The organism is Burkholderia savannae (assembly GCF_001524445.2).
Classification (GTDB): Bacteria; Pseudomonadota; Gammaproteobacteria; order Burkholderiales; family Burkholderiaceae; genus Burkholderia; species Burkholderia savannae.
On record NZ_CP013418.1, the window covers coordinates 2,444,935 to 2,466,122 of the forward strand.

Annotated in this window: 13 protein-coding genes; all 13 read left to right on the plus strand. The window is 70.2% G+C overall.

Translation table 11 applies throughout. The annotated features are described in order from the left end of the window. Positions 1–14 precede the first annotated feature (14 nt). The 13 genes from WS78_RS31825 to WS78_RS31885 all read left to right on the plus strand — a co-directional run bounded on the left by WS78_RS31825 (position 15) and on the right by WS78_RS31885 (position 21,186). The gene (locus tag WS78_RS31825) at positions 15–1,328 is read left to right on the plus strand and encodes a DotU family type VI secretion system protein (RefSeq protein WP_038746037.1); all 1,314 of its coding nucleotides are present in this window, start codon (positions 15–17) and stop codon (positions 1,326–1,328) included. 2 nt (positions 1,329–1,330) lie between these two features. Then, the gene (gene tssM, locus WS78_RS31830) at positions 1,331–4,960 is read left to right on the plus strand and encodes a type VI secretion system membrane subunit TssM (RefSeq protein ID WP_059576704.1); all 3,630 of its coding nucleotides are present in this window, start codon (positions 1,331–1,333) and stop codon (positions 4,958–4,960) included. After that, positions 4,957–5,853, plus strand: a complete 897-nt coding sequence (gene tagF / locus WS78_RS36695; protein WP_059576702.1) for a type VI secretion system-associated protein TagF — start codon at positions 4,957–4,959, stop codon at positions 5,851–5,853. Before tssM ends, tagF begins: the two co-directional genes overlap by 4 nt. A gap of 305 nt (positions 5,854–6,158) precedes the next feature. Further along, positions 6,159–8,780 (plus strand): serine/threonine-protein kinase, encoded by a 2,622-nt coding sequence (locus tag WS78_RS31840; protein WP_059576699.1) that lies wholly within the window; start codon positions 6,159–6,161, stop codon positions 8,778–8,780. A gap of 52 nt (positions 8,781–8,832) precedes the next feature. Beyond that, the gene (gene tssA / locus WS78_RS31845; protein WP_059576696.1) at positions 8,833–9,918 is read left to right on the plus strand and encodes a type VI secretion system protein TssA; all 1,086 of its coding nucleotides are present in this window, start codon (positions 8,833–8,835) and stop codon (positions 9,916–9,918) included. A 64-nt stretch (positions 9,919–9,982) separates the two neighbouring features. After that, entirely contained in the window at positions 9,983–10,576 is a 594-nt protein-coding gene (gene tssB, locus WS78_RS31850; protein WP_059576693.1) for a type VI secretion system contractile sheath small subunit, read from the plus strand. Next, the gene (tssC, locus tag WS78_RS31855) at positions 10,569–12,077 is read left to right on the plus strand and encodes a type VI secretion system contractile sheath large subunit (protein ID WP_038746050.1); all 1,509 of its coding nucleotides are present in this window, start codon (positions 10,569–10,571) and stop codon (positions 12,075–12,077) included. The genes tssB and tssC overlap by 8 nt, the downstream gene beginning before the upstream one ends. A 57-nt stretch (positions 12,078–12,134) precedes the next feature. Further along, the gene (locus WS78_RS31860) at positions 12,135–12,626 is read left to right on the plus strand and encodes an Hcp family type VI secretion system effector (protein WP_038746052.1); all 492 of its coding nucleotides are present in this window, start codon (positions 12,135–12,137) and stop codon (positions 12,624–12,626) included. 20 nt (positions 12,627–12,646) lie between these two features. Further along, positions 12,647–13,207, plus strand: a complete 561-nt coding sequence (gene tssE / locus WS78_RS31865) for a type VI secretion system baseplate subunit TssE (RefSeq protein ID WP_038746309.1) — start codon at positions 12,647–12,649, stop codon at positions 13,205–13,207. A gap of 4 nt (positions 13,208–13,211) precedes the next feature. Continuing rightward, the gene (tssF, locus tag WS78_RS31870) at positions 13,212–15,083 is read left to right on the plus strand and encodes a type VI secretion system baseplate subunit TssF (protein WP_059576689.1); all 1,872 of its coding nucleotides are present in this window, start codon (positions 13,212–13,214) and stop codon (positions 15,081–15,083) included. Beyond that, positions 15,047–16,306 (plus strand): type VI secretion system baseplate subunit TssG, encoded by a 1,260-nt coding sequence (gene tssG, locus WS78_RS31875; RefSeq protein ID WP_059576686.1) that lies wholly within the window; start codon positions 15,047–15,049, stop codon positions 16,304–16,306. Before tssF ends, tssG begins: the two co-directional genes overlap by 37 nt. A gap of 12 nt (positions 16,307–16,318) precedes the next feature. Continuing rightward, complete coding sequence (gene tssH, locus WS78_RS31880; RefSeq protein WP_059576683.1) at positions 16,319–18,985, plus strand: type VI secretion system ATPase TssH; 2,667 nt, start codon at positions 16,319–16,321, stop codon at positions 18,983–18,985. Further along, a complete protein-coding gene (locus WS78_RS31885; protein WP_038746060.1) occupies positions 18,982–21,186 on the plus strand; it encodes a type VI secretion system Vgr family protein in 2,205 nt (734 codons plus the stop codon). The genes tssH and WS78_RS31885 overlap by 4 nt, the downstream gene beginning before the upstream one ends. Positions 21,187–21,188: the final 2 nt, after the last annotated feature.

Below are 21,188 nucleotides of genomic sequence, written 5' to 3' on the forward strand. Positions count from 1 at the left end.
GGCGGGATGGCGCGATGAACTCTTCTTCCGATTCGTTCTCGGCCGGCACGGGCGGGTTCGTGCCGCCGAACCCCGGCGGCGTGCATCCGGGCGCCGCGTCGGCGGCCGCGGGCGCGGCGCAGCCGAGGCCGGGCCGCTGGGCGGCGAGCGGCACGAATCCGCTCGTCGCGGCGGCGAATCCGCTGCTCAACCTCGTGCCGCAGATCCGCTCGACGGTTCATCATCCGAATCCCGCGTGGCTGCGCGAGCATCTCGTCGTCGAGATCCGGCAGTTCGAGGAGCGCGCGCAGCAGGCGGGCGTCGCGTCCGAGGCGATCATCGGTGCGCGCTACTGCCTGTGCACCGCGCTCGACGAGGCGGCCGCGCTGACGCCGTGGGGCGGCAGCGTGTGGTCGTCGCACAGTCTGCTCGTGTCGTTCCATAACGAGACGTGGGGCGGCGAGAAGTTCTTCCATCTGCTCGAACGGCTGTCGCAGCAGCCGCGTCAGCATCTGGATCTGCTCGAGCTGCTCTACTTCTGTCTCGCGCTCGGCTTCGAGGGGCGCTATCGCGTGCTCGACAACGGTCGCGCGCAGCTCGACTCCGTGCGCCGCCAGCTCGCGCAGACGATCCGCTCGGTGCGCGGCGAATTCGAGCCGGCGCTGTCGCCGCACTGGCGCGACGTCGTCACGCGCGAAGTCACGCGGCGCTTCGCTGTGCCGCTGTGGGTGTGCGCGGCGCTCGCGCTGCTCGCGGGCTTCGCGGTGTTCGCGGGCCTGCGCATCGCGCTCGCCGGGCATTCGGATCGGCTGTTCGCGTCGATCGATGCGCTGCACGTGCCGAAGCTGCAGCCGGCGCAGCCCGCGGCGCGTCCGGCGCCCGCGCCGCGCGTCGCGAAGTTCCTCGAGCCGGAGATCGTCGCGGGCCTCGTGACCGTGCGCGACGAGGCCGATCGCAGCGTGATCGTGCTGCGCGGCGACGGCCTGTTCCAATCGGGCTCGACGTCGGTGATCGATCGCTACGCGCCGGTGCTGATGCGCGTGGCCGACGCGCTGAACAAGGTGCCGGGCAGCGTGCGCGTGAGCGGCTACACCGACGACACGCCCGTGCACACCGCGCGCTTCGCGTCGAACTGGGACCTGTCGCGCGAGCGCGCGGAGGCGGTCCGCAGCCTGATCGCCGCGCGCCTGGATCGCGCGGAGCGGATCACGGCCGAAGGGCGCGGCACGCTCGATCCCGTCGCGCCGAACGATTCGCCCGCGAACCGCGCGCGCAACCGGCGCGTCGAGATCACGCTGATGCTCGCGCCCGGCAGCGACGCGGCGCGCGCAACGAAGGAGACGCCCTGAGCATGAGCCACGCTGTCGCACGCATCGTTCGCCCGCTGCCTTCGCGGGAAATCTGGACGTTCGCCGGCCTCGTCGTGCTGGCGTGCTTCATCTGGCTCGCGGGGCCGCTCGTCGCGTTCGCCGATGTCCGCCCGTTCGAGAGCGGCTGGGTGCGCGCCGTCACGATCGCGGTGCTGTTCGTCGCGTGGGGCGCGCGGATTGCGTGGCGCAACTGGCGCGCGGGTCAACTGAACGCGCAGCTGCTGAACCAGTTGCGCGAGGCGGCGTCGCGGCCCGCCGCGGCGGGCGATCCGGCGCGGGCCCAACTCGAGGAACTGCGCAGCCGTTTCGACGAGGCCGCGACGCTCCTGAAGAAAGTCCGCTTCGACACCGCGGACGCCGCGCGCAAGGGCATGCCGCAGTGGCTCGAGCGGATGTCGCGCCAGTATCTGTATCAATTGCCTTGGTACGTGTTCATCGGCGCGCCGGGCTCGGGCAAGACGACGGCGCTCGTCAATTCGGGGCTCAGCTTTCCGCTCGCCGAGCAGTTCGGGCGCGCGGCGATTCGCGGCGTCGGCGGCACGCGGCATTGCGACTGGTGGTTCACGAACGACGCGGTGTTGATCGACACCGCCGGCCGTTACACGACGCACGAGAGCAACCGTGCGCTCGACGAGGCCGAATGGAAGGGCTTCGTCGATCTGCTGAAGAAGTACCGCGCGCGCCAGCCGCTGAACGGCGCGATGCTGACGATCAGCGTCGCGGATCTGCTCGGCGCGTCGGAGGCGGAGCGCACGCAGCACGCGATGGTGCTGCGCAAGCGCCTGCTCGAGCTGCGCGCGCAGCTCGGCATCCGCTTTCCGGTGTATCTGCTCGTGACGAAAGCGGATCTGCTCGCCGGCTTCGCCGAATATTTCGGCGGCTTCGGCCGCGCCGAATGCGCGCAGGTGTGGGGCTTCACGTTCCCGCTCGCCGAGAGCGAAGCGCCGGGCTTCGATCTGCGCGCGGCGTTCGATCGCGAATACCGGCTGCTGCACAAGCGCCTGAACGACGGGCTGCCCGAGCTGCTCGCGTCGCAGACCGACGCGCGCCAGCGCGAGATGACGTATCTGTTGCCGCAGCAGATCGCCGATCTGCAGGACATGCTCGGCCAGTTCGTCGCCGAGGTGTTCTCCGTGTCGAGCTTCGAGCCGATGCCGATGCTGCGCGGCGTCTATCTGACGAGCGGCACGCAGGAAGGCACCGCGTTCGACCGCGTGATGAGCGGGATCAAGCGCTTCCTGAAGATCGAGGGCGTGCCGCCCGCCGCGCAGGCGGGCTCGAGCGGGCGCAGCTTCTTTCTGAGGTCGCTGCTGCAGGACCACATCTTTCGCGAGGCCGCGCTTGCCGGCAGCAACCTGCGCTGGCATCAGCGGCGACGCGTGCTGCAGATCGTCGGCTATGCGGCGATCGTGCTGCTGTGCGCGGCGGTGCTGTTCGGGTGGCTGCGCAGCTATTCGCGCAATCGCGACTATCTCGACCAGGTCGCCGCGCGCGTGCCCGCGGTCGACGCGCAGATCGGCCGCGCGAAGTTCACGGGCGCGGCCGATATCGTCCAGCTGCTGCCGGTGCTCGACGAGCTGAGCGGCCTGCCGAACGCGGGCGGCGTCGACTTGCGGCATCCGCCGCTCGCGTATCGCTGGGGCCTTTTTCAGGGCGAGAAGATCGAGGAGGCGAGCGACGCCGTCTACCGGCGCGCGCTCGACGACGTGCTGCTGCCGATCGCCGCGAGCCGGATGGAGGCGGCGCTGCGCGACGCGCAGCCGGACGAGATCGAATACGCGTACGCGGCGCTGAAGGCGTATCTGATGCTCTACGACAGCGCGCATTACGATCCCGCGTTCGTGCAGGCCGTCGTCGATCTCGAAATGGAGCGCTCGCTGCCCGCCGATTTCTCGTCCGCGCAACGCAGCGCGCTGCGCGCGCATCTCGACGCGCTGTTCGGCGATCGCGTCGCGGTGTCGCCGTTTCCGATGAACGAGCGGCTCGTGGCCGATGTCCGCGAGCGGCTGCGGCAAGCGCCGTTCTCGCAGCGGCTGTACCGGCAGCTCGCGCGCACGCTGCGGCCGAGCACCGCGTCGTACGACTTCAGCGTCGCGCGCGCAGTCGGGCCGGACGCGTCGCTTGTCTATCGGCGGCAGAGCGGCAAGAGCCTCGCCGACGGCGTGCCGGGCTTCTACACGCGCAACGGCTACCGGAACGTGTTCGCGCCGCGCCTGCCCGGCGCGATCGATGCGTACGGGCGCGAGGAGGTGTGGGTGCTGAACCTCGGCGCATCCGAGATTCCGAATCCGACCGACGCCGCCGCGTGGGCGCGCGACATCCGCCAGCTCTATCTGAACGACTACATCAAGACCTGGGACGACTATCTGGCCGACATCCGCCTGCAGCGCACGGTGACGCTCACGCAGAGCATCCAGGTGGCGCGCACGCTCTCGTCGGCTGATTCGCCGCTCACGCGGCTGATGGTGGCGCTCGCGCGCGACACGCCGCTCGGCGATGCGCCGGGCGGCGCGCGCAACCTCGCGTCGCGCGCGCAGGACAAGGTCGACGAGGCGCGCAGCTCGCTCGCGCAGATCTTCGCGGGCCAGCCGGGCGCGGACGCGGGCGCGGCGGCCGCGGCGCCCGCGAGCCCCGAGCAGGTCGTCGACAGCCACTTCGCGGGGCTGCGCACGTTCGCGCCGGGCAGCGGCGATCAGGCGGCGTCGTTCGACGCGGTGCTGAAGGCGATCGACGCGCTGTACACGTACCTGAGCGCGACCGACGACGCGCTGCGCAGCGGCGCGACGCCGCCGCCGTCGGATGCGCCCGCGCGGCTGCGCGCGCAGGCGGGCCGGCTGCCGACGCCGTTTCGCGAGGTGCTCGACGATTTGTCGAACGTCGCGAACGGCAGCGTCGCGAGCGTCGAGCAGCGCAACGTCGCGCAGCGCGCGGGCGCGAACGTCGGCGACTTCTGCCGGCAGGCGATCGCCGGGCGCTATCCGTTCGCGCGCGGCGCGGCGCGCGACGTCGCGCCGTCCGATTTCGCGCAGCTGTTCGCGGCGGGCGGCCTGATGGACGACTTCTTCCAGAAGAACCTGCAATCGCTCGTCGACACGGCCGCGCATCCGTGGCGCTTCAACAACCGCAACGCCGACGCGGACCCGTCGGCGGCCGCGATGCTCGGCGCGTTCGAGAAAGCTGCGGTGATCCGCGACGTCTACTTCGGAGGCGGCGCGCGGACCGCGCAGATCAAGGTCGAGATCGTGCCGCTCGAAATGGACCCGTCGATTTCGGAGATGGTGCTCGATATCGACGGCCAGATCGTCCGCTACGCGCACGGCCCGCAGGTGCCGACCGCGGTGCAGTGGCCCGGCACGCGCGGCAGCAATCAGGTGCGGCTGCAGGTGACCGAGCAGTCGGGCGCGGCGGGCGGCTTCACGACCGAGGGGCCATGGGCGCTGCATCGGCTGTTCGATCGCGCGGGCGTGTCGGGCGGGCGGGCGCCCGAGCAGATGGTCGCGAGATTTTCGGTCGACGGCAAGCCGATCGTGCTGCAGGTGACGGCGAGCAGCGTCCGCAATCCATTCCGGTTGCCGCAGATGGAGTCCTTTACATGTCCTCCGAAGCAATGAGCACGACGCCGACGCCGCTCGCCCGCGACGGCGAGCCGCCCGCCTGGTACGGAAAGATTCCGGGCGCGGGCGACTTCGTCAACCACCGGCTGCCGCACGAGCTCGCCGGCTGGTGGGAGCGCTGGCTCCAGCAGGGAATGGCGGCGATGCGCCAGCGCGGCGCTGACGAAATCGAGCGCTACTACACGGTTGCGCCGGTCTGGAACTTTCTGATTCCGGCGGGCGCGGGCGCGCAATGCGTGCAGCCCGGCTGCCTCGCGCCGAGCTGCGATCGCGTCGGCCGCTACTACCCGGTGATCGCGACGCTGCCGATGCGCACCGCCGATTACTGGGGCGGGCTGCCCGATGTCGCCGACGCGTTTTACTGGCAGGTCGGCAGCGCGCTGCTCGATGCGATCAGGCACTCGCGCGCGCCGGTGCAGCTCGAGCAGACGCTCGCGCGGGTGCGGCTCGTGCCGGGCGTCGTGCAGCCGGCGCTGTTCGGCGGCGCGGGCGGCGGGCGAGGCGCAAGCGGCTGGAGGGGGTGGAACGGTGAACGCGGCGAGGCCGGTGAGCGTGGGGAAATCGGCGGAGCCGGCGAGATCGGTGGGACCGGCGAGATCGGCGGAGCGGGAGATATTGGTGGGGCAGGCGAGATCGGTGGAGTGGGCGAGATCGGTGGGGCAGGCGAAAGCGGCGACGAGGACGACAGCTCGTTCGCCCAACCGCTGCCGGGCCCGCCCGCGGCGCCCGCGTGGCCCGGGCTTTCACAGTACTTCGATCCGCATGGCTCGACGAGCTTCTGGTGGACCAATCGCGCCGACGGATCGCCGCTGCGCACGCACGCGCACACGGGCGCGCCGGACAGCCGCTTGTTCCTGCGGCTGTTCGGCGGCGTCCAGCACGGCGTGTAACGAAGGCGCGCAACGAAGACACACAACGAAGACGCACAACGAAGACGCACAACGAAGACGCACAACGAAGACGCACAACGAAGACGCACAACGAAGACGCACAACGAAGACGCACAACGAAGACGCACAACGAAGGCGAACAGCTAAGTCGAACAGCTAAGTCGAACGACTAAGGCGCGCAGTGAAGAAGGCGCGCAACGGCGGCGGATGGAACGGCGCGCGCGATGCCGCGCGCCATCACGCGACGGACCGGCTCGCGGCGTCGGCCCGAGGCGGCCGCGGTTCGCGGAATCGAGAGGTGGCACATGACGGATGCATTTTCGAGAGACAACGAGCAGGAAACCGTGACGCGCAGCGCGGCCGCCGAATTCGCGGTGCGCCCGCTGCCGCTCGGCCATCGTCTCGGCGAATTGCAGCTGGACGAAGTGCTCGGCGTCGGCGGCTTCGGCATCGTCTATCGCGCGTTCGACCGCACGCTGCGGCGCGCGGTCGCGATCAAGGAATACATGCCGTCGATGCTCGCGACGCGCGGCGGCGACTACACGGTGTCGCTGCGCTCCGAGCGCTTCGCGCAGGCGTTCGACGCGGGCCGCAGCGCGTTCCTCAACGAGGCGCGGCTGCTTGCGCAGTTCGATCATCCGGGGCTCGTCAAGGTTCTGCATTTCTGGGAGAGCCACGGCACCGCGTACATGGTGATGCCGTTCTACGAAGGGCGCACGCTCAAGCAACTGCTCGACGGCGGCGCGCAGATGGGCGAGACGCAACTGCGCAACATCGTCGCCGCGCTGCTCGGCGCGCTCGACACGCTGCATCGCGCGCAGTGCTTTCATCGCGACATCGCGCTCGACAACATCCTGATCCGCCCCGACGGCAATCCGATCCTGCTCGACTTCGGCGCGGCGCGCAAACGGATCGGCGATCTCGTCGACGACAGCGCGATGATGATCAAGCCGGGCTACGCGCCGATCGAGCAATACACCGACGACCCGGCGTTCGGCCAGGGGCCGTGGACCGATCTGTACGCGCTCGGCGCGGTGATGCACGCGATGGTTGCGGGCGAACTGCCGCCCGCGGCGGTCGTGCGCAGCATCAAGGACACCTACCGGCCGCTCGCGGCGCGCGAGCTGACGGCGCGCGAGCCTTACAGCCCGGCGTTTCTCGCGGCGATCGACCATGCGCTGCAACTGAAGATCGCCGACCGGCCGGAGTCGGTCGCGGAATTCGCGGCGGAGCTCGGGCTGCGCGAATTCGATCGGCCGCCTTATGTGTCGCCGATGCCGGCGACGCCGACGCAAGCGCAGCCGCGCGAGCCCGAGGGCGATCGGGACGCGGGCGCGGCGCGTTCCGGCGCGGAGCAGGCGGCGGCGTCCGGTTCGTCCGGCGCGGGGCGAAGCGACAACGCGGATGCGGCGGCGACGGCGGCGTGGCCCGACGGCGAGCGCGCGCGACAGTCGAGCCCGCATCGGCAGGCAGACGCCGGTTCGGCCGCCGCCGCGCAGGGCGGCGTCGAGCCGGGCGCGTCGGCGGCCGAGCCGCAGCATCGGCAGGCCGATGACGAACGGGCGACGTCGGCGCGTTCCGGCGCGGAACAAGCGCAATTGCAATCGTATCGACAAGCGGGCGAGCGCGGCGCGGCGGCCGCGAAACCGGATGAGGCGGCGGCCGCGCCGCCGCCGCCGCGACGTCCGACGGACGATCGCGATGCCGTGCGCTCGCAGTCCGGCGTCGAGCGCGCGGCGCCGCAGCCGCCGCCGCGCGGGCATGCGAGCGAGCAGGATTCGCTGCCGGCGCGGCCGGTCGCGGGCGACGCGTCGCGGCAGTCCGCATCGGCGTCGAGCGACGGCATGCCGCCGTCCGGGGCCGACGGGCGGCGCACATCCGAAATGCCGCTTGCGCGCGACGCGACCGGGGCGCGCGAGAACGCGGGGGCGGGCGCGATGCCGGCGGCCGGAACGGGGCATGCGGCAGGCGCTTCGAGGGCGGCCGCATCGCCCTCCGGCGCATCCGCTTTCGCCGCATCTGCGTCGGGTGCGTTTGCGTCTGCCGCATCCACGCCGGGCACATCCGCTGCGGCGCGCCCGGCCGCGCTGCGCGGCGACGTGCGCAACCGGCTGCGCGACCGGAGGACGATTGCCTACGCGGGCGGCGCGCTCGCGGCGGTGCTGGCGATCGGCATCGGCGTTGCGTCTCTGCTGAAGCCGTCCGGCCCCGCCGAGACCGCCGCGACGAACGTGAGCGGGCCCCCGTCTCCGGCCGCGACGAATGCGAGCGCGCCGCCGCCACCGGCCGCGACGACGGCAGCGACGGCAACGCCCGCGCCCGGCGACACGCCCGCATCAGCGTCCGTGCTCGCGCAGCGCGAGCCGCCGCCTGCGCTGGCACCGCCGCCCGCAGCCGCACTCGCCGACACGACCGCGCCCACGCCCGCGCCCGCTCCGACGGTCGCGACGACGGTCACGAGCGAGGCCGCGCTTCAGCCTTCGCAGACGACCTCGCCAGGCGCGCAGCCCGCGTCGCCGCAGATCGCGAAGAACGACGCCGGCGGCGCGCCCGCGCAGCACGCGCCTGCCGCGAACCTCGCGCCGAAAGGCAGCCTCGATGCGACGGAGACGGTGATCGCGAATTCGCCGGCGAGCGGCGTCGCGCCGCCCCCGGCGACGTCCGTCGCCGCGGAGGCCGCCGCCGCGGCCGATCAGCGCCCGCCGGATATGCAGGAGACGATCCCCGTGCGATTCCACGTGCGCCCGTGGGGCGACGTCTACGTGAGTGGCGTGAGGCGCGGCGCGAGCCCGCCGCTGCGCGCGCTGTCGCTCGCGCCGGGCGTCTATCAGATCGAGATCCGCAACGGCACGCTGCCGCCGCTGCGGCGCACGGTGAAGATCGATCCGGGCAGCAAACCGATCAACATCGACTATGCGTTCGAATGACGTCGACATGGCGGCGCGCGTCGCCGGCGCCGGTTCAACCACGGGAAGGCCCATGCGGAGTTCAGACCTGATCGAATCGTTGCTCGCCGGCGTCGCGCCCGATGCGCCGTGCGGCGCGAATCTCGAATACGAGCAGGATTTCCTGCGGCTGCAGGAGAGCGCGACGCCGCGCCCCGAGCAGCAGTACGGCGACACCGTGATCCCGGCCGAGGCGCCGGACTGGGGCGCGGTCGAGCGTCTCGCGCTCGAGCTGTCGGCGCGCACGAAGGATCTGCGCGTCGCCGCGCATCTCGCGCGCAGCTGGACCGAGCTGCGCGGCATTCCCGGCTACGCGGACGGCCTCGCGTTCGTCGCGGGCATGCTCGAACGATGGTGGGACGACGTGCATCCGCGTCTCGACGCCGATGGCGATCGCGATCCGACGCTGCGGATGAACGCGCTCGCCGAAGTCGCGGGCGCGCACGATTGCGCGCGCGCCGCGCGCCGGCAGGCGCTGTTCGACGGCGGGCCGAGCGTGCGCGACGCGGAGCGCGTGTTCGACGCCCGCGACGCCCACGACAGCGGCGCGGAGCACCCCTATCCGGGCGGACGCGAGCGCTTGATCGCCGATTTGACGCGCGCGCGCGACGGCGCGGAGCCGACGCTCCGCGCGGCGTTCGACGCGCTCGACGCGCTCGATGCGATTCGCGCGCACGCCGTGTCGCGGCTCGGCGGCGAATGGGCGCCCGACGCGAGCGACTTCGAGAAGGCGTTGCGCCGGATCGTGCGCGACGCGCTGCCGCCGCCCGCCGCGCCGCGGGCGGACGATGCGGCGGGCGCGTCGGCGGCGGCGGGGGGCGCGGGGGGGGCGGCCATCGCGGCAAACGGCGGCGCGGCGGCGGCCGGCGCATCGGCCGCGGCCGCCGCCGCGCACGGTCGCGCCTGGCGCGACGCCGAAGTGACGAGCCGCGACGACGTGCAGCTCGGCCTCGAAAAGATGTGCCGCTATTTCGAGCTGCACGAGCCGAGCCACCCGGCGCCGATCCTGCTGCGCCGCGCGCAGCGGCTGCTGTCGCTCGACTTCTACGAAATCATCCGGGATCTCGCTCCGGAGAGCCTGCCGAAGCTCGACTTGCTGAGCGGACAGCGCAGCGAATGATGCGGGGCGCCGCCGGGGACGGCGGCGGACATGATCGACGCAACCTGATGCGAAGGAGCAGACGATGACGAGCAAGTACAAGGCCTCGGCCAGCGGACAGAAATTCATTGCGCGCAACCGCGCGCCTCGCGTGCAGATCGAGTACGACGTCGAAACCTACGGCGCCGAGCGCAAGGTTCAGCTGCCGTTCGTGATGGGCGTGATCGCCGATCTCGCGGGCAAGCGGGCCGAGCCGCTGCCGGATCTGCCGGAGCGCAAGTTCCTCGAGGTCGACGTCGACAACTTCGACGAGCGGATGAAATCGATCGCGCCGCGCGTCGCGTTCCAGGTGCCGAACACGCTGTCGGGCGACGGGATGATGAGCGTCGACATGACGTTCGAGAGCATCGACGACTTCTCGCCCGCCGCGATCGCGCGCAACGTCGACGCGCTCAGGCGCCTGCTCGAAGCGCGCACCGAGCTGTCGAACCTGCTGTCGTACATGGACGGCAAGCACGGCGCCGAGCAACTGATCGAGAATGCGATCAACGATCCGGAACTGCTGAAGTCGCTCGTGCGTCAGCCGCTCGCGGCGAGCGCCGCCGGCGGCGCGCAGGCGGTGACGGACGCCGCGAACGCCGCGAACGCCGCAGACGATTCGGAGATTCGCCATGAATGAACACGCTCAAACCCGGGCCGACGCGCGCGAGGCCGCGCAGCCCGTCGTCGCGCGCGACGAGTTCGCCGCGCTGCTGCAGAAGGAATTCAAGCCGAAGACCGCCGAGGCGCGCGAATCGGTGGAGCGCGCGGTGCGCACGCTCGCGCAGCAGGCGCTCGAGCACACGGTCGGCATGACGACCGACGCGTACGGCAGCGTCAAGCAGATCATCGCCGAGATCGATCGCAAGCTCTCCGAACAGATCAACCTGATCCTGCATCATCAGGAGTTCCAGACGCTCGAGGGCGCGTGGCGCGGGCTGCACTATCTCGTCACGAACACCGAGACCGACGAGCTGCTGAAGATCAAGGCGCTGCCCGCGTCGCGCAACGAGCTCGCGCGCACGCTGAAGCGCTACAAGGGCGTTGCGTGGGATCAGAGCCCGCTGTTTCGCAAGGTCTACGAAGAGGAGTACGGACAGTTCGGCGGCGAGCCGTTCGGCTGCCTCGTCGGCGATTTCTATTTCAACCACAGCCCGCCGGACGTCGAGATGCTCGGCGAGCTGTCGAAGATCGCGGCGGCCGCGCACGCGCCGCTCATCGCGGGCGCGTCGCCCGAGCTGATGCAGATGGATTCGTGGCAGGAGCTGGCCAATCCGCGCGACCTGACGAAGATCTTCCAGAACACCGAGTACGCGGCGTGGCGCAGCCTGCGCCAGTCCGAGGATTCGCGCTACGTCGGGCTCGCGATGCCGCGCTTCCTTGCGCGGCTGCCTTACGGCGCGCGCACGAATCCCGTCGACGAATTCGACTTCGAGGAAGACACCGACGCCGCGAGCCACGACCGCTACACATGGGCGAATTCCGCGTACGCGATGGCGGCGAACATCAACCGCTCGTTCAAGCTGTACGGCTGGTGCTCGTCGATTCGCGGCGTCGAATCGGGCGGCGCGGTGGAAGGGCTGCCGTGCCATACGTTCCCGACCGACGACGGCGGCGTCGACCAGAAGTGCCCGACCGAGATCGCGATCAGCGACCGCCGCGAGGCCGAGCTCGCGAAGAACGGCTTCATGCCGTTCGTTCACCGGAAGAATTCGGATTTCGCGGCGTTCATCGGCGCGCAGTCGCTGTATCAGCCGGACGAGTATCACGATCCCGACGCGACCGCGAATGCGCGGCTGTCCGGCCGCCTGCCCTACCTGTTCGCGTGCTGCCGCTTCGCGCATTACCTGAAGTGCATCGTGCGCGACAAGATCGGCTCGTTCCGCGAGCGTGACGACATGGAGCGCTGGCTCAACGACTGGATCATGAACTACGTCGACGGCGATCCGGCGAACTCGTCGCAGGAGACGAAGGCGCGCAAGCCGCTCGCGGCCGCGCAGGTCGTCGTCGAGGAGATCGAGGACAACCCCGGTTATTACGCATCGAAATTCTTCCTGCGGCCGCATTACCAGCTGGAAGGGCTCACCGTGTCGCTGCGGCTCATCTCGAAGCTGCCGTCGGCGAAGGCGGCGGGCGAATGAGCGTCAACCGACTGAGTTTCGACTGACATCCCTCAATCAACCAAGACGGAGAAATCGATGGGCGTCGCAATGTTTATGAAAGTGGACGGCGTCACCGGCGAATCGGCCGACGCACAGCACAAGGGCTGGACCGACATCCAGTCGTTCTCGTGGGGCGCGAGCCAGCCGGGCGCGATGGCGAGCGGCAGCGGCGGCAACGCGGGCAAGGCGAGCTTCAACGATCTCGTCGTCGCCGCCTACATGGACAAGGGCGCAACGGCGATCATCAAGAACTGCGCGAACGGCAAGCACCTGTCGACCGTCGAGATCTCGGCGTGCAAGACGGGCGGCACGCAGATCGAATTCATGCGCGTGACGTTGCAGGAAGTGCTCGTCACGTCGGCGCAGATCGCGGGCGTCGATCCGGGCGACGCGGCCGACCGGCTGATGATGCAGTACGGCTTCCAGGCCGCGAAGGTCAAGAAGCAGTACTGGCAGCAGAACGACAACGGCGGCAAGGGCGCCGAGGTGTCGGTCGGCTGGAACATCAAGGAAAACACCGAGATGTGACGGCGCGAGGCGGACCGATCATGGACGACGACGTGCGATCCCGGGACGGCCGGGAGGGCGGCATGCGCGCCGCGCGCGACCGGCTGCAGCCCGCGCTGCTCGACCGGCTGACCGACGCCGAACCGCAGCGGCGCAGCGAGCCGCCGGATGCGCAGGCGATCGGCGGCGAGCGCCTGCGCGCGGCGGTGCTGCGCGATCTGTCGTGGCTGCTCAATACGCGCAACGGCGAGGACGGCTTCGTCGACTGGTCGGCGTTCGCGCACGCGCAGGCGTCGGTGCTCAACTACGGGATGCGGCCGCTCGTCGGCAAGCCGATGTCGGGCGTCGAGCGGATGTCGGTCGAGGCGTCGATCCGCGATGCGATCGTGCGCTTCGAGCCGCGCATCGCGCCCGACAGCGTCGAGGTGCGCAGCGTGCTCGACGCGCCGGGCGGTGCGGCGGGCGAGCGCCGGCACAACGTGCTGATGTTCGAGATCAAGGGCACGCTGTGGTCGGTGCCGCATCCGGTCGAATTCGTGCTGCGCTCCGATCTCGATCTGGAGACGGGCGCGATGTCGCTGCAATCGGCGGCGGGAGGCTGATGCGATGGACACGCGCCTGCTCGAGTACTACAACCGCGAACTCGCCTATCTGCGCGAGCTCGGCGGTGAATTCGCGCAGCAGTTTCCGAAAGTGGCCGCGCGCTTGCGGATGCACGAATCGGGGCCGCCCGATCCGTATGTCGAGCGGCTGCTCGAAGGCTTCAGCTTCCTCACAGCGCGCGTGCAGCTGAAGATGGACGCGGAGTTTCCGCGCTTCACGCAGGCGCTGCTCGACGCCGTTTATCCGGGCTACGTCGCGCCGCTTCCGTCGATGGCGATCGTGCAGTTCACGCCGATGATGAACGAGGGCAGCCTCGCGCAAGGCTGCCGGCTGCCGGCGGGCACCGCGCTGCGCGCGCGGCCCGCCGCGTCCGAGCAGACCGCGTGCGAGTTCCGCACCGCGCACGATCTGACGCTCTGGCCGCTCGAGCTGACCGCGGCGGCCGTGACGGGCGCGCCCGCGTATCTGCCGCGCTCGGCGACGGCCGCGCGCCGCGACGTGCGCGGCGCGCTGCGGATCAGGCTGAAGGCGCGCGGCGGCGCGAGTCTCGCGCAGTTGCCGATCGACCGGCTGATGTTCCATCTCGCCGGCCCCGAGCGCGACGCGCTGCACCTGCTCGAACTGATCGCCGGGCACACGATCGGCGTCGTCTGCCACGATACGGGCCAGCCGCCGCGCTGGCTGCACGTGCTCGGCGCGCACGCGCTCGTCCATCAGGGCTTCGATGCCGAACAGGCGCTGCTGCCCGACGACGGCCGCGGCTTCCAGGGCTATCGGCTGCTGCGCGAGTATTTCGCGTTCCCCGCACGCTTCCTGTTCTTCAGCATCGAGGGGCTGCGGCCGGCGCTCGCGCGCGCGACGGGCGACGAGTTCGAGCTGACGCTGTTGCTCGACCGGCACGACGCGGCGCTCGAGAACCGCGTCGACGCGCAGCATCTCGCGCTCAATTGCACGCCGGCCGTGAACCTGTTCGCGCGCCGCGCGGATCGCATCCCGATCCGTCCGGGCGTGCGCGAGCATCACGTCGTCGTCGATCGCAGCCGCCCGCTCGACTACGAGGTCTATGCGGTGCAGCGCCTCGCGAGCGAGCAGCGCGACGACGGGCAGGCGTGCGAGTTCCGGCCGTTCCACGCATCGTTCGCGGGCGACGACGGCAACTACGGCGCGTATTACACGGTGCGCCGCGAGCCGCGCCTCGTGTCCGCGCAGGCGCGCGCGAACGGCACGCGCACGGGCTACGTCGGCAGCGAGACGTACGTGTCGCTCGTCGACAGCGATTGCGCGCCGTACGACGAATCGATCCGCTATCTGTCCGTCGACACGCAGTGCACGAACCGCGACCTCGCGCTGCTGCTGCCGGCGGGCGACGCGAACACGTTCACGCTGCGCGTGTCGGCGCCCGTGGAGCGGATCGCCGCGATTCGCGGGCCGTCGCGGCCGCGAGCGCCGATCGCCGACGCGCAGAGCGCATGGCGGCTCGTCAGCCATCTGGGCCTCGCGCGCCATACGCTGACCGACGTCGACGACGAAGAAGGCGCGCGCGTGCTGCGCGAGCTGCTCGGCCTGCACGCGGACCCGGCCGACGCCGCGATGCGCCGGCAGATCGACGGCGTGCATCGCGTCGCGTTCACGCCGGTGTTCCGCAGGCTGCCCGCCGCGGGGCCGCTGATGTTCGGGCGCGGCGTGCAGGTCGACGTGACGGTCGACGATCACGCGTTCTCCGGCGACAGCCCGTACTTGCTCGGCGCGGTGATCGAGCAGTTCTTCGCGCGGCACGTGTCGATCAATTCGTTCGCCGAATGCGTGCTGAGCAGCGCGCAGCGCGGCAGGCTCGCGCAATGGCCGGCGCGCGTCGGCAGGCGGCCCGCGGTATGACGACGAACCTGAAACCGGATTCGCCCGCGGCGCACGCGCATGAGCGCGCGGGCGCGAAGCAGGACGCGAGCCCGAACCGAAGTTCGAGCCCGAGCGCGCATCCGAATCTGGTTCCGAATGCAAGCGCGAGCGCCGCCGCGCGCCGCGACGCATGGTGGCGCCGCCTGCGCGCCGCGCCGCACGGCTACGACCTGTTCCAGGCGCTGCGCTGGCTCGACGCGCTGTCGCCGGAGCACGCGCCGTCCGGCTACGCGGCGCGGCCGCGCGACGAGCCGATGCGGTTCGGCCAGGCGCCGTCGCTCGCGTTCGCGGCGGCGATGCTCGCGGGCGTGCGCGACGACGGCCCGCGCCCGCGCATCGCGATTCAAGGCTTCGGGCTGTTCGGGCCGAACGGGCCGCTGCCGTCGCATCTGACCGAATACGCGCACGAGCGCGCGACGCAACACGACGATCCGACGTTCGCCGCGTTCGCCGACGTCTTTCATCATCGGCTGATCCTGCTGTTCTACCGCGCATGGGCCGACGCGCAGCCGACCGTCAGTCTCGACCGGCCGGCGCGCGCGCGGTTCGACGCCTACGTCGCGAGCCTGATCGGGCCGCGCGATGCGCCGGGCGCGGCGGACGCGCTCGCGCCGCACGCGAAGTATTTCCAGGCAGGCCACCTGGTGCGGCACACGCGCAATCCGGAAGGGCTCGTGCAGATCCTGCGGCGCTACTTCGGCGTGCGGGCGCGGATCGTCGAGCACGTGCCGCACTGGGTGATGCTCGATCGCGCGCAGCGCTGCGCGATCCGCGCGACGCGGCCGACGCAGCGGCTCGGCGGCGCCGTGCTCGGCTGTGCGGTGCGCGACGCGCAGTCGCGCTTGCGGATCGTGCTCGGCCCGCTGACGCTCGACGAATACCGGCGGTTCCTGCCGGGCGGCGCGCATGCACGGCAGCTCGCGCAATGGGTGCGCGAATACGTCGGCGTCGAATTCGGCTGGGACGTGCAGCTCGAGCTCGCACACGACGAAGTGCCAGCGCTCGCGCTCGGCAGCCGCCACGCGCTCGGCCGCACCGCGTGGCTCGGCGAGCGGCTCGATCACGGCCCCGCGCGCGACCTCGTGCTCGGCTACGACGCGCACGCGCGCGGCGCAAGCGCCAGCGCGGGCGCCGCAAGCGCTCGATCGACGAGGGCCGATCAGGCGGCCGCCGCCGATGCGTCTCATCGCCAACCTGCCTGACCGGGAATCGCCATGTCCGATATCGGCCGAGTGACCTTGTTCGGAAAGCTGAACGCCTTTCTCTACGAGACGCTGGAGCAGGCGACGGGTTTCTGCCGGCTGCGCGGCAATCCGTACGTCGAGCTCGCGCACTGGCTGAACCAGATGCTCCGGCGCCCGGACAGCGACGTGCACCGGATTCTGCGCCGCTTCGACATCGATGCGGCGGCGGTCGACCGCGGGATCGTCGCCGCGCTCGACCGGCTGCCGCGCGGCGCCGGTTCGGTGTCCGATCTGTCCGCGCACATCGACGATGCGGTCGAGCGCGCGTGGGTGTACGCGACGCTCAAGTACGACGCGACGCAGATCCGCAGCGCGGTGCTGCTGCTCGCGATCGTGAAGACGGCGCAGCTTCGCAACGTGCTGTATGCGATCGCGCGCGACTTCGAGCGGATCGTGCCGGACGTGCTCGCCGACGAGCTCGACCGGATCGTCGACGGCTCGCCGGAAACGCCGCCGCCTGCCGCGCGCGCGCCGGCAGGCGGAGCGCGCGCGCCGGGCGGGGCGTCGTTCGCCGCACGCGAGGGCGCGGCGCTCGCGCGCTATGCGGTCGATCTGACCGCGCGTGCGCGCGCGGGCGAAATCGATCCGGTCGTCGGCCGCGACGGCGAGATTCGCCAGATCGTCGACATCCTGCTGCGGCGCCGGCAGAACAATCCGCTGCTCGTCGGCGAGGCGGGCGTCGGCAAGACGGCGGTCGCCGAGGGCTTCGCGCTGCGCATCGTCGCGGGCGACGTGCCGCCGCCGCTGCGCGACGTCGAGCTGTATCTGCTCGACATCGGCTTGCTGCAGGCGGGCGCGAGCGTGAAGGGCGAATTCGAGAGCCGACTGCGCGGCGTGATCGACGAGGCGAGCTCGAGCGAGCGGCCGGTGATCCTGTTCGTCGACGAGGTGCATACGCTCGTCGGCGCGGGCGGCGCGGCGGGCACGGGCGACGCGGCGAACCTGCTGAAGCCGGCGCTCGCGCGCGGCCTGTTGCGCACGATCGGCGCGACCACGTGGTCCGAATACAAGCAGTACATCGAGAAGGACCCGGCGCTCACGCGGCGCTTCCAGCTCGTGCAGGTGCGCGAGCCCGAGGAGGACGCGGCGCTCGCGATGCTGCGCGGGCTCGCCGCGAAGCTCGAAGCGCATCATCGCGTGCTCGTGCTCGACGATGCGCTGCACGCGGCCGTCACGCTGTCGCATCGCTACATTCCCGCGCGGCAGTTGCCCGACAAGGCGATCAGCCTGCTCGACACCGCGTGCGCGCGCGTTGCGGTCAGCCAGCATGCGGTGCCCGCGCCGATCGAAGACGCGCGGCGGAGGATCGACAGCCTGCGCGTCGAACGCGAACTGATCGCGCGCGAGTGCGCGCTCGGCGCGGGCGATGCGTCGCGGCTCGATTCGATCGATGTATCGGTGGCGAGCGAACAGGCCACGCTCGATGCGCTCGACGCGCGCTGGCAGGCGGAGCGCGACGCGCTCGGCGAGATCGTCGACTGGCGCGCTTCGCTGCTCGACGACGATCCCTCGCGCGCGCTCGATACACAGGCCCGCGCGAACGTGCAGGCGAAGCTCGCGGCGGCGTTGCAGGCGCTCGCCGAACTGCAGGGCGAGACGCCGCTCGTGCTGCCCGCGGTCGACACGCACGCGGTGGCCGCCGTCGTGTCCGACTGGACCGGCATCCCGCTCGGCCGGATGGTGCGCGACGAAATGCAATCGGTGCTCAAGCTCGCGGATACGCTCGCCGAGCGCGTCGTCGGCCAGCGGCATGCGGTCGAGCTGATCGCCGAGCGCATTCAGACCGCACGCGCACGGCTCGACGATCCGGCGAAACCGCACGGCGTGTTCCTGCTGTGCGGGCCGTCCGGCGTCGGCAAGACCGAGACCGCGCTCGCGCTCGCCGAAACGCTGTACGGCGGCGAGCACAACGCGATCACGATCAACATGAGCGAGTTCCAGGAGGCGCATACGGTGTCGACGCTGAAGGGCGCGCCGCCCGGTTACGTCGGCTATGGGCAGGGCGGCGTGCTGACCGAAGCGGTGCGGCGGCGGCCGTACAGCGTCGTGCTGCTCGACGAGATCGAGAAGGCGCACCGCGACGTGCACGAGATCTTCTTTCAGGTGTTCGACAAGGGCTGGATGGAAGACGGCGAAGGGCGCTACATCGATTTTCGCAACACGGTGATCATCCTCACGTCGAACGTCGGTTCCGAGCGCGTGATGCAGCTGTGCCGCGACGCGCAGCGGCTGCCCGATGCGCAGACGTTGACCGACGCGCTGCGCGCGCCGCTGCGCGACGTGTTCCCGGCCGCTTTGTTGGGACGCCTGACCGTCGTGCCGTACTACCCGCTGACCGACGAGATGCTCGCGCGGATCGTCGCGTTGCAGCTCGCGCGCATCGAGCGGCGCATCGAAGCGCATCACGGCATCGCGCTGCGCTGCGCCGATTCGGCGACCGCACTGATCGTCGAGCGCTGCCGGACGATCGAATCCGGCGGGCGGATGGTCGACGCGATCCTCACGCACACGGTGCTGCCGCGCATCAGCCAGGAGATCCTGCGCGCGACGATCGAGGCTCGCGCGCTGTCGGCGATCGACGTGAGCGCGGACGACGGCCAATTCGTTTATCGATTCGAAGAGGAGGGCGCGACGTGACCCGCGTGTTCACACTCGACAGCCTGCATGGAGACGACCTGAGGTTCCACCGGCTCTACGGCGAGGAAGCGCTCGGGCGATTGTTCGATTTCCGGATCGAAGCGCTCGCCGACAATCACAGCCTGTCGTTGAAGGAGCTGCTCGGCAAACCGGTGACGGTGCGCATCCGGCAGCAGAACGAATCGGAGCGCTGTCTGAACGGGATCGTCGCGCGCGCGTCGCTCGTCGGGCGGCGTGCCGAGCGCCATTACGGCTACCAGCTGATCGTGCGCCCGTGGCTGTGGCTCGCGACGCGCCGCTCCGATTGCCGGATCTTCCAGAACAAGACGGTGCCGGAGATCGTGCAGGAGGTGCTCGCCACGTACGGCTTCCCGATCGAAAACCACCTGACCGAGACGTACACGCCGCGCGAATACTGCGTGCAGTACAACGAGACCGACGCGGCATTCGTATCTCGGCTGATGGAGTTCGAAGGGATTTATTACTACTTCAAGCATGCGGCGCAAACGCATACGCTGATGCTGTGCGACGCGATGTCGTCGCACGTCGCGCTGCCGGGTTACGAGACGATTCCGTTCATCGCGCGCGACCGCACCGCGATCGCCGACGAAGAGCACATCGACAGTTGGCTGCCCGCGCAGGAAGTGAGCATCGGCAAGCACGAGACGAGCGACTACGACTACACGAAGCCGCGCGCGGACTTGTCCGCGCAGAAGATCGATCCGCGCGGCCACGACCATGACGGCTTCGCGTCGTTCGAATGGCCCGGCGGCTATCGCGACGACGAACCGGGCGCGCACTACAGCCGCGTGCGGCTCGAAGAGCAGCAGGCCGAGCACGAGCGCGCGCTCGCGCGTACCGACGTGCGCGGCGTCGCGCCCGGCTATCTGTTCGCGCTCGAACACTGCCCGCGCGCCGACCAGAACCGTGAGTACCTGATCGTGCGCTGCCAGTATCGGTTTCAGGAGAATGCGTACGCGACCGACAGCGGCAACGAAGCGGTCGTGCACGAATCGCAGGTGCTCGTGCAGCCGTCGAGCCTGCCGTATCGATCGCCGCGCGCGACGCCGCGGCCGCGCACGAACGGCCCGCAGACGGCGAGCGTCGTCGGCCCGAAGGGCGAGGAAATCTGGACGGACCAGTACGGGCGCGTGAAACTGCAATTTCGCTGGGACCGCTACGGGCAGAGCGATCAGAACTCGTCGTGCTGGGTGCGCGTGTCGAGCCCGTGGGCGGGCGGCGGCTTCGGGGGCGTGCAGATTCCGCGCATCGGCGACGAGGTGGTGGTCGATTTCCTGAACGGCGACCCCGATCAGCCGATCGTGACGGGGCGCGTATACAACGGCGAAAAGATGCCGCCGTGGGGCCTGCCCGGCAGCGCGACGCAAAGCGGGCTGCTGTCCCGCTCGTCGCCGGGCGGCACCACCGAGCATTCGAACGCGTTTCGCTTCGAGGACAAGAAGGGTGCGGAGCAATTATGGATGCATGCGGAGCGCAACTTCGATGCGGAGACCGAGCAGGATCACACGCTGTCGGTGGGCCGCGATCATTCGCATTCGGTCGGCAACAACGAGACGATGAGCGTCGCGAACAACCGGCAGAGAAGCGTCGGGCAGAACGAGACGGTGAACATCGGGCAGCATCGCGTCGCGCAGATCGGCGGGAACGAGACGCATGGCGTCGGCGGCAATCGCACGCGGCAGGTTGGAAAAGACGAAACCGTGACCATCGGCGCGAATCGCGAAGCGACGATCGGCGGAAATCACGTGGAGACAGTGACGAAAGACAAGACCGAATCGATCGGACAGGGCAAGACGCTGAATGTCACCACGCACTATCAGACGAATTCGAAAAGCATGAAGACGACCGTCGCCGAACATCACGCGGAGGAGATCGGTGCACGAACGTCGACGATCAAGGACGCGCACGTGCTCAACGTCGGCCAATCGCAGACGGTGAACGTCGGCGCGAGTCACGCGATGAACGTGAAGAACAACGTGCATGTCGGCGCGGGCGATCAGATCGCGCTTGTTTGCGGCAATGCGAGCATCACGCTGAAGAAGGACGGCACGATCGTGATCAACGGCGTCACGGTGGAATCGAGCGCTAGCGGAAGCCATAGCGTGCGCGGCAAGACGGTGACGTCGTCGGCGACGGGCGAGCACACGGTGGAAGGCACGATACTGAAACTGAACCCCTGACG

Bases quoted from the DNA above. Each gene is read 5' to 3' on its own strand.
- tssF (WP_059576689.1), top strand. From the start codon at position 13,212: ATGGACACGCGCCTGCTCGAGTACTACAACCGCGAACTCGCCTATCTG.
- WS78_RS31825 (WP_038746037.1), top strand. From the start codon at position 15: ATGAACTCTTCTTCCGATTCGTTCTCGGCCGGCACGGGCGGGTTCGTG.
- tssA (WP_059576696.1), top strand. From the start codon at position 8,833: ATGCGGAGTTCAGACCTGATCGAATCGTTGCTCGCCGGCGTCGCGCCC.
- tssH (WP_059576683.1), top strand. From the start codon at position 16,319: ATGTCCGATATCGGCCGAGTGACCTTGTTCGGAAAGCTGAACGCCTTT.
- tagF (WP_059576702.1), top strand. From the start codon at position 4,957: ATGAGCACGACGCCGACGCCGCTCGCCCGCGACGGCGAGCCGCCCGCC.
- WS78_RS31840 (WP_059576699.1), top strand. From the start codon at position 6,159: ATGACGGATGCATTTTCGAGAGACAACGAGCAGGAAACCGTGACGCGC.
- tssM (WP_059576704.1), top strand. From the start codon at position 1,331: ATGAGCCACGCTGTCGCACGCATCGTTCGCCCGCTGCCTTCGCGGGAA.
- tssC (WP_038746050.1), top strand. From the start codon at position 10,569: ATGAATGAACACGCTCAAACCCGGGCCGACGCGCGCGAGGCCGCGCAG.
- tssE (WP_038746309.1), top strand. From the start codon at position 12,647: ATGGACGACGACGTGCGATCCCGGGACGGCCGGGAGGGCGGCATGCGC.
- tssG (WP_059576686.1), top strand. From the start codon at position 15,047: ATGGCCGGCGCGCGTCGGCAGGCGGCCCGCGGTATGACGACGAACCTG.
- WS78_RS31860 (WP_038746052.1), top strand. From the start codon at position 12,135: ATGGGCGTCGCAATGTTTATGAAAGTGGACGGCGTCACCGGCGAATCG.
- tssB (WP_059576693.1), top strand. From the start codon at position 9,983: ATGACGAGCAAGTACAAGGCCTCGGCCAGCGGACAGAAATTCATTGCG.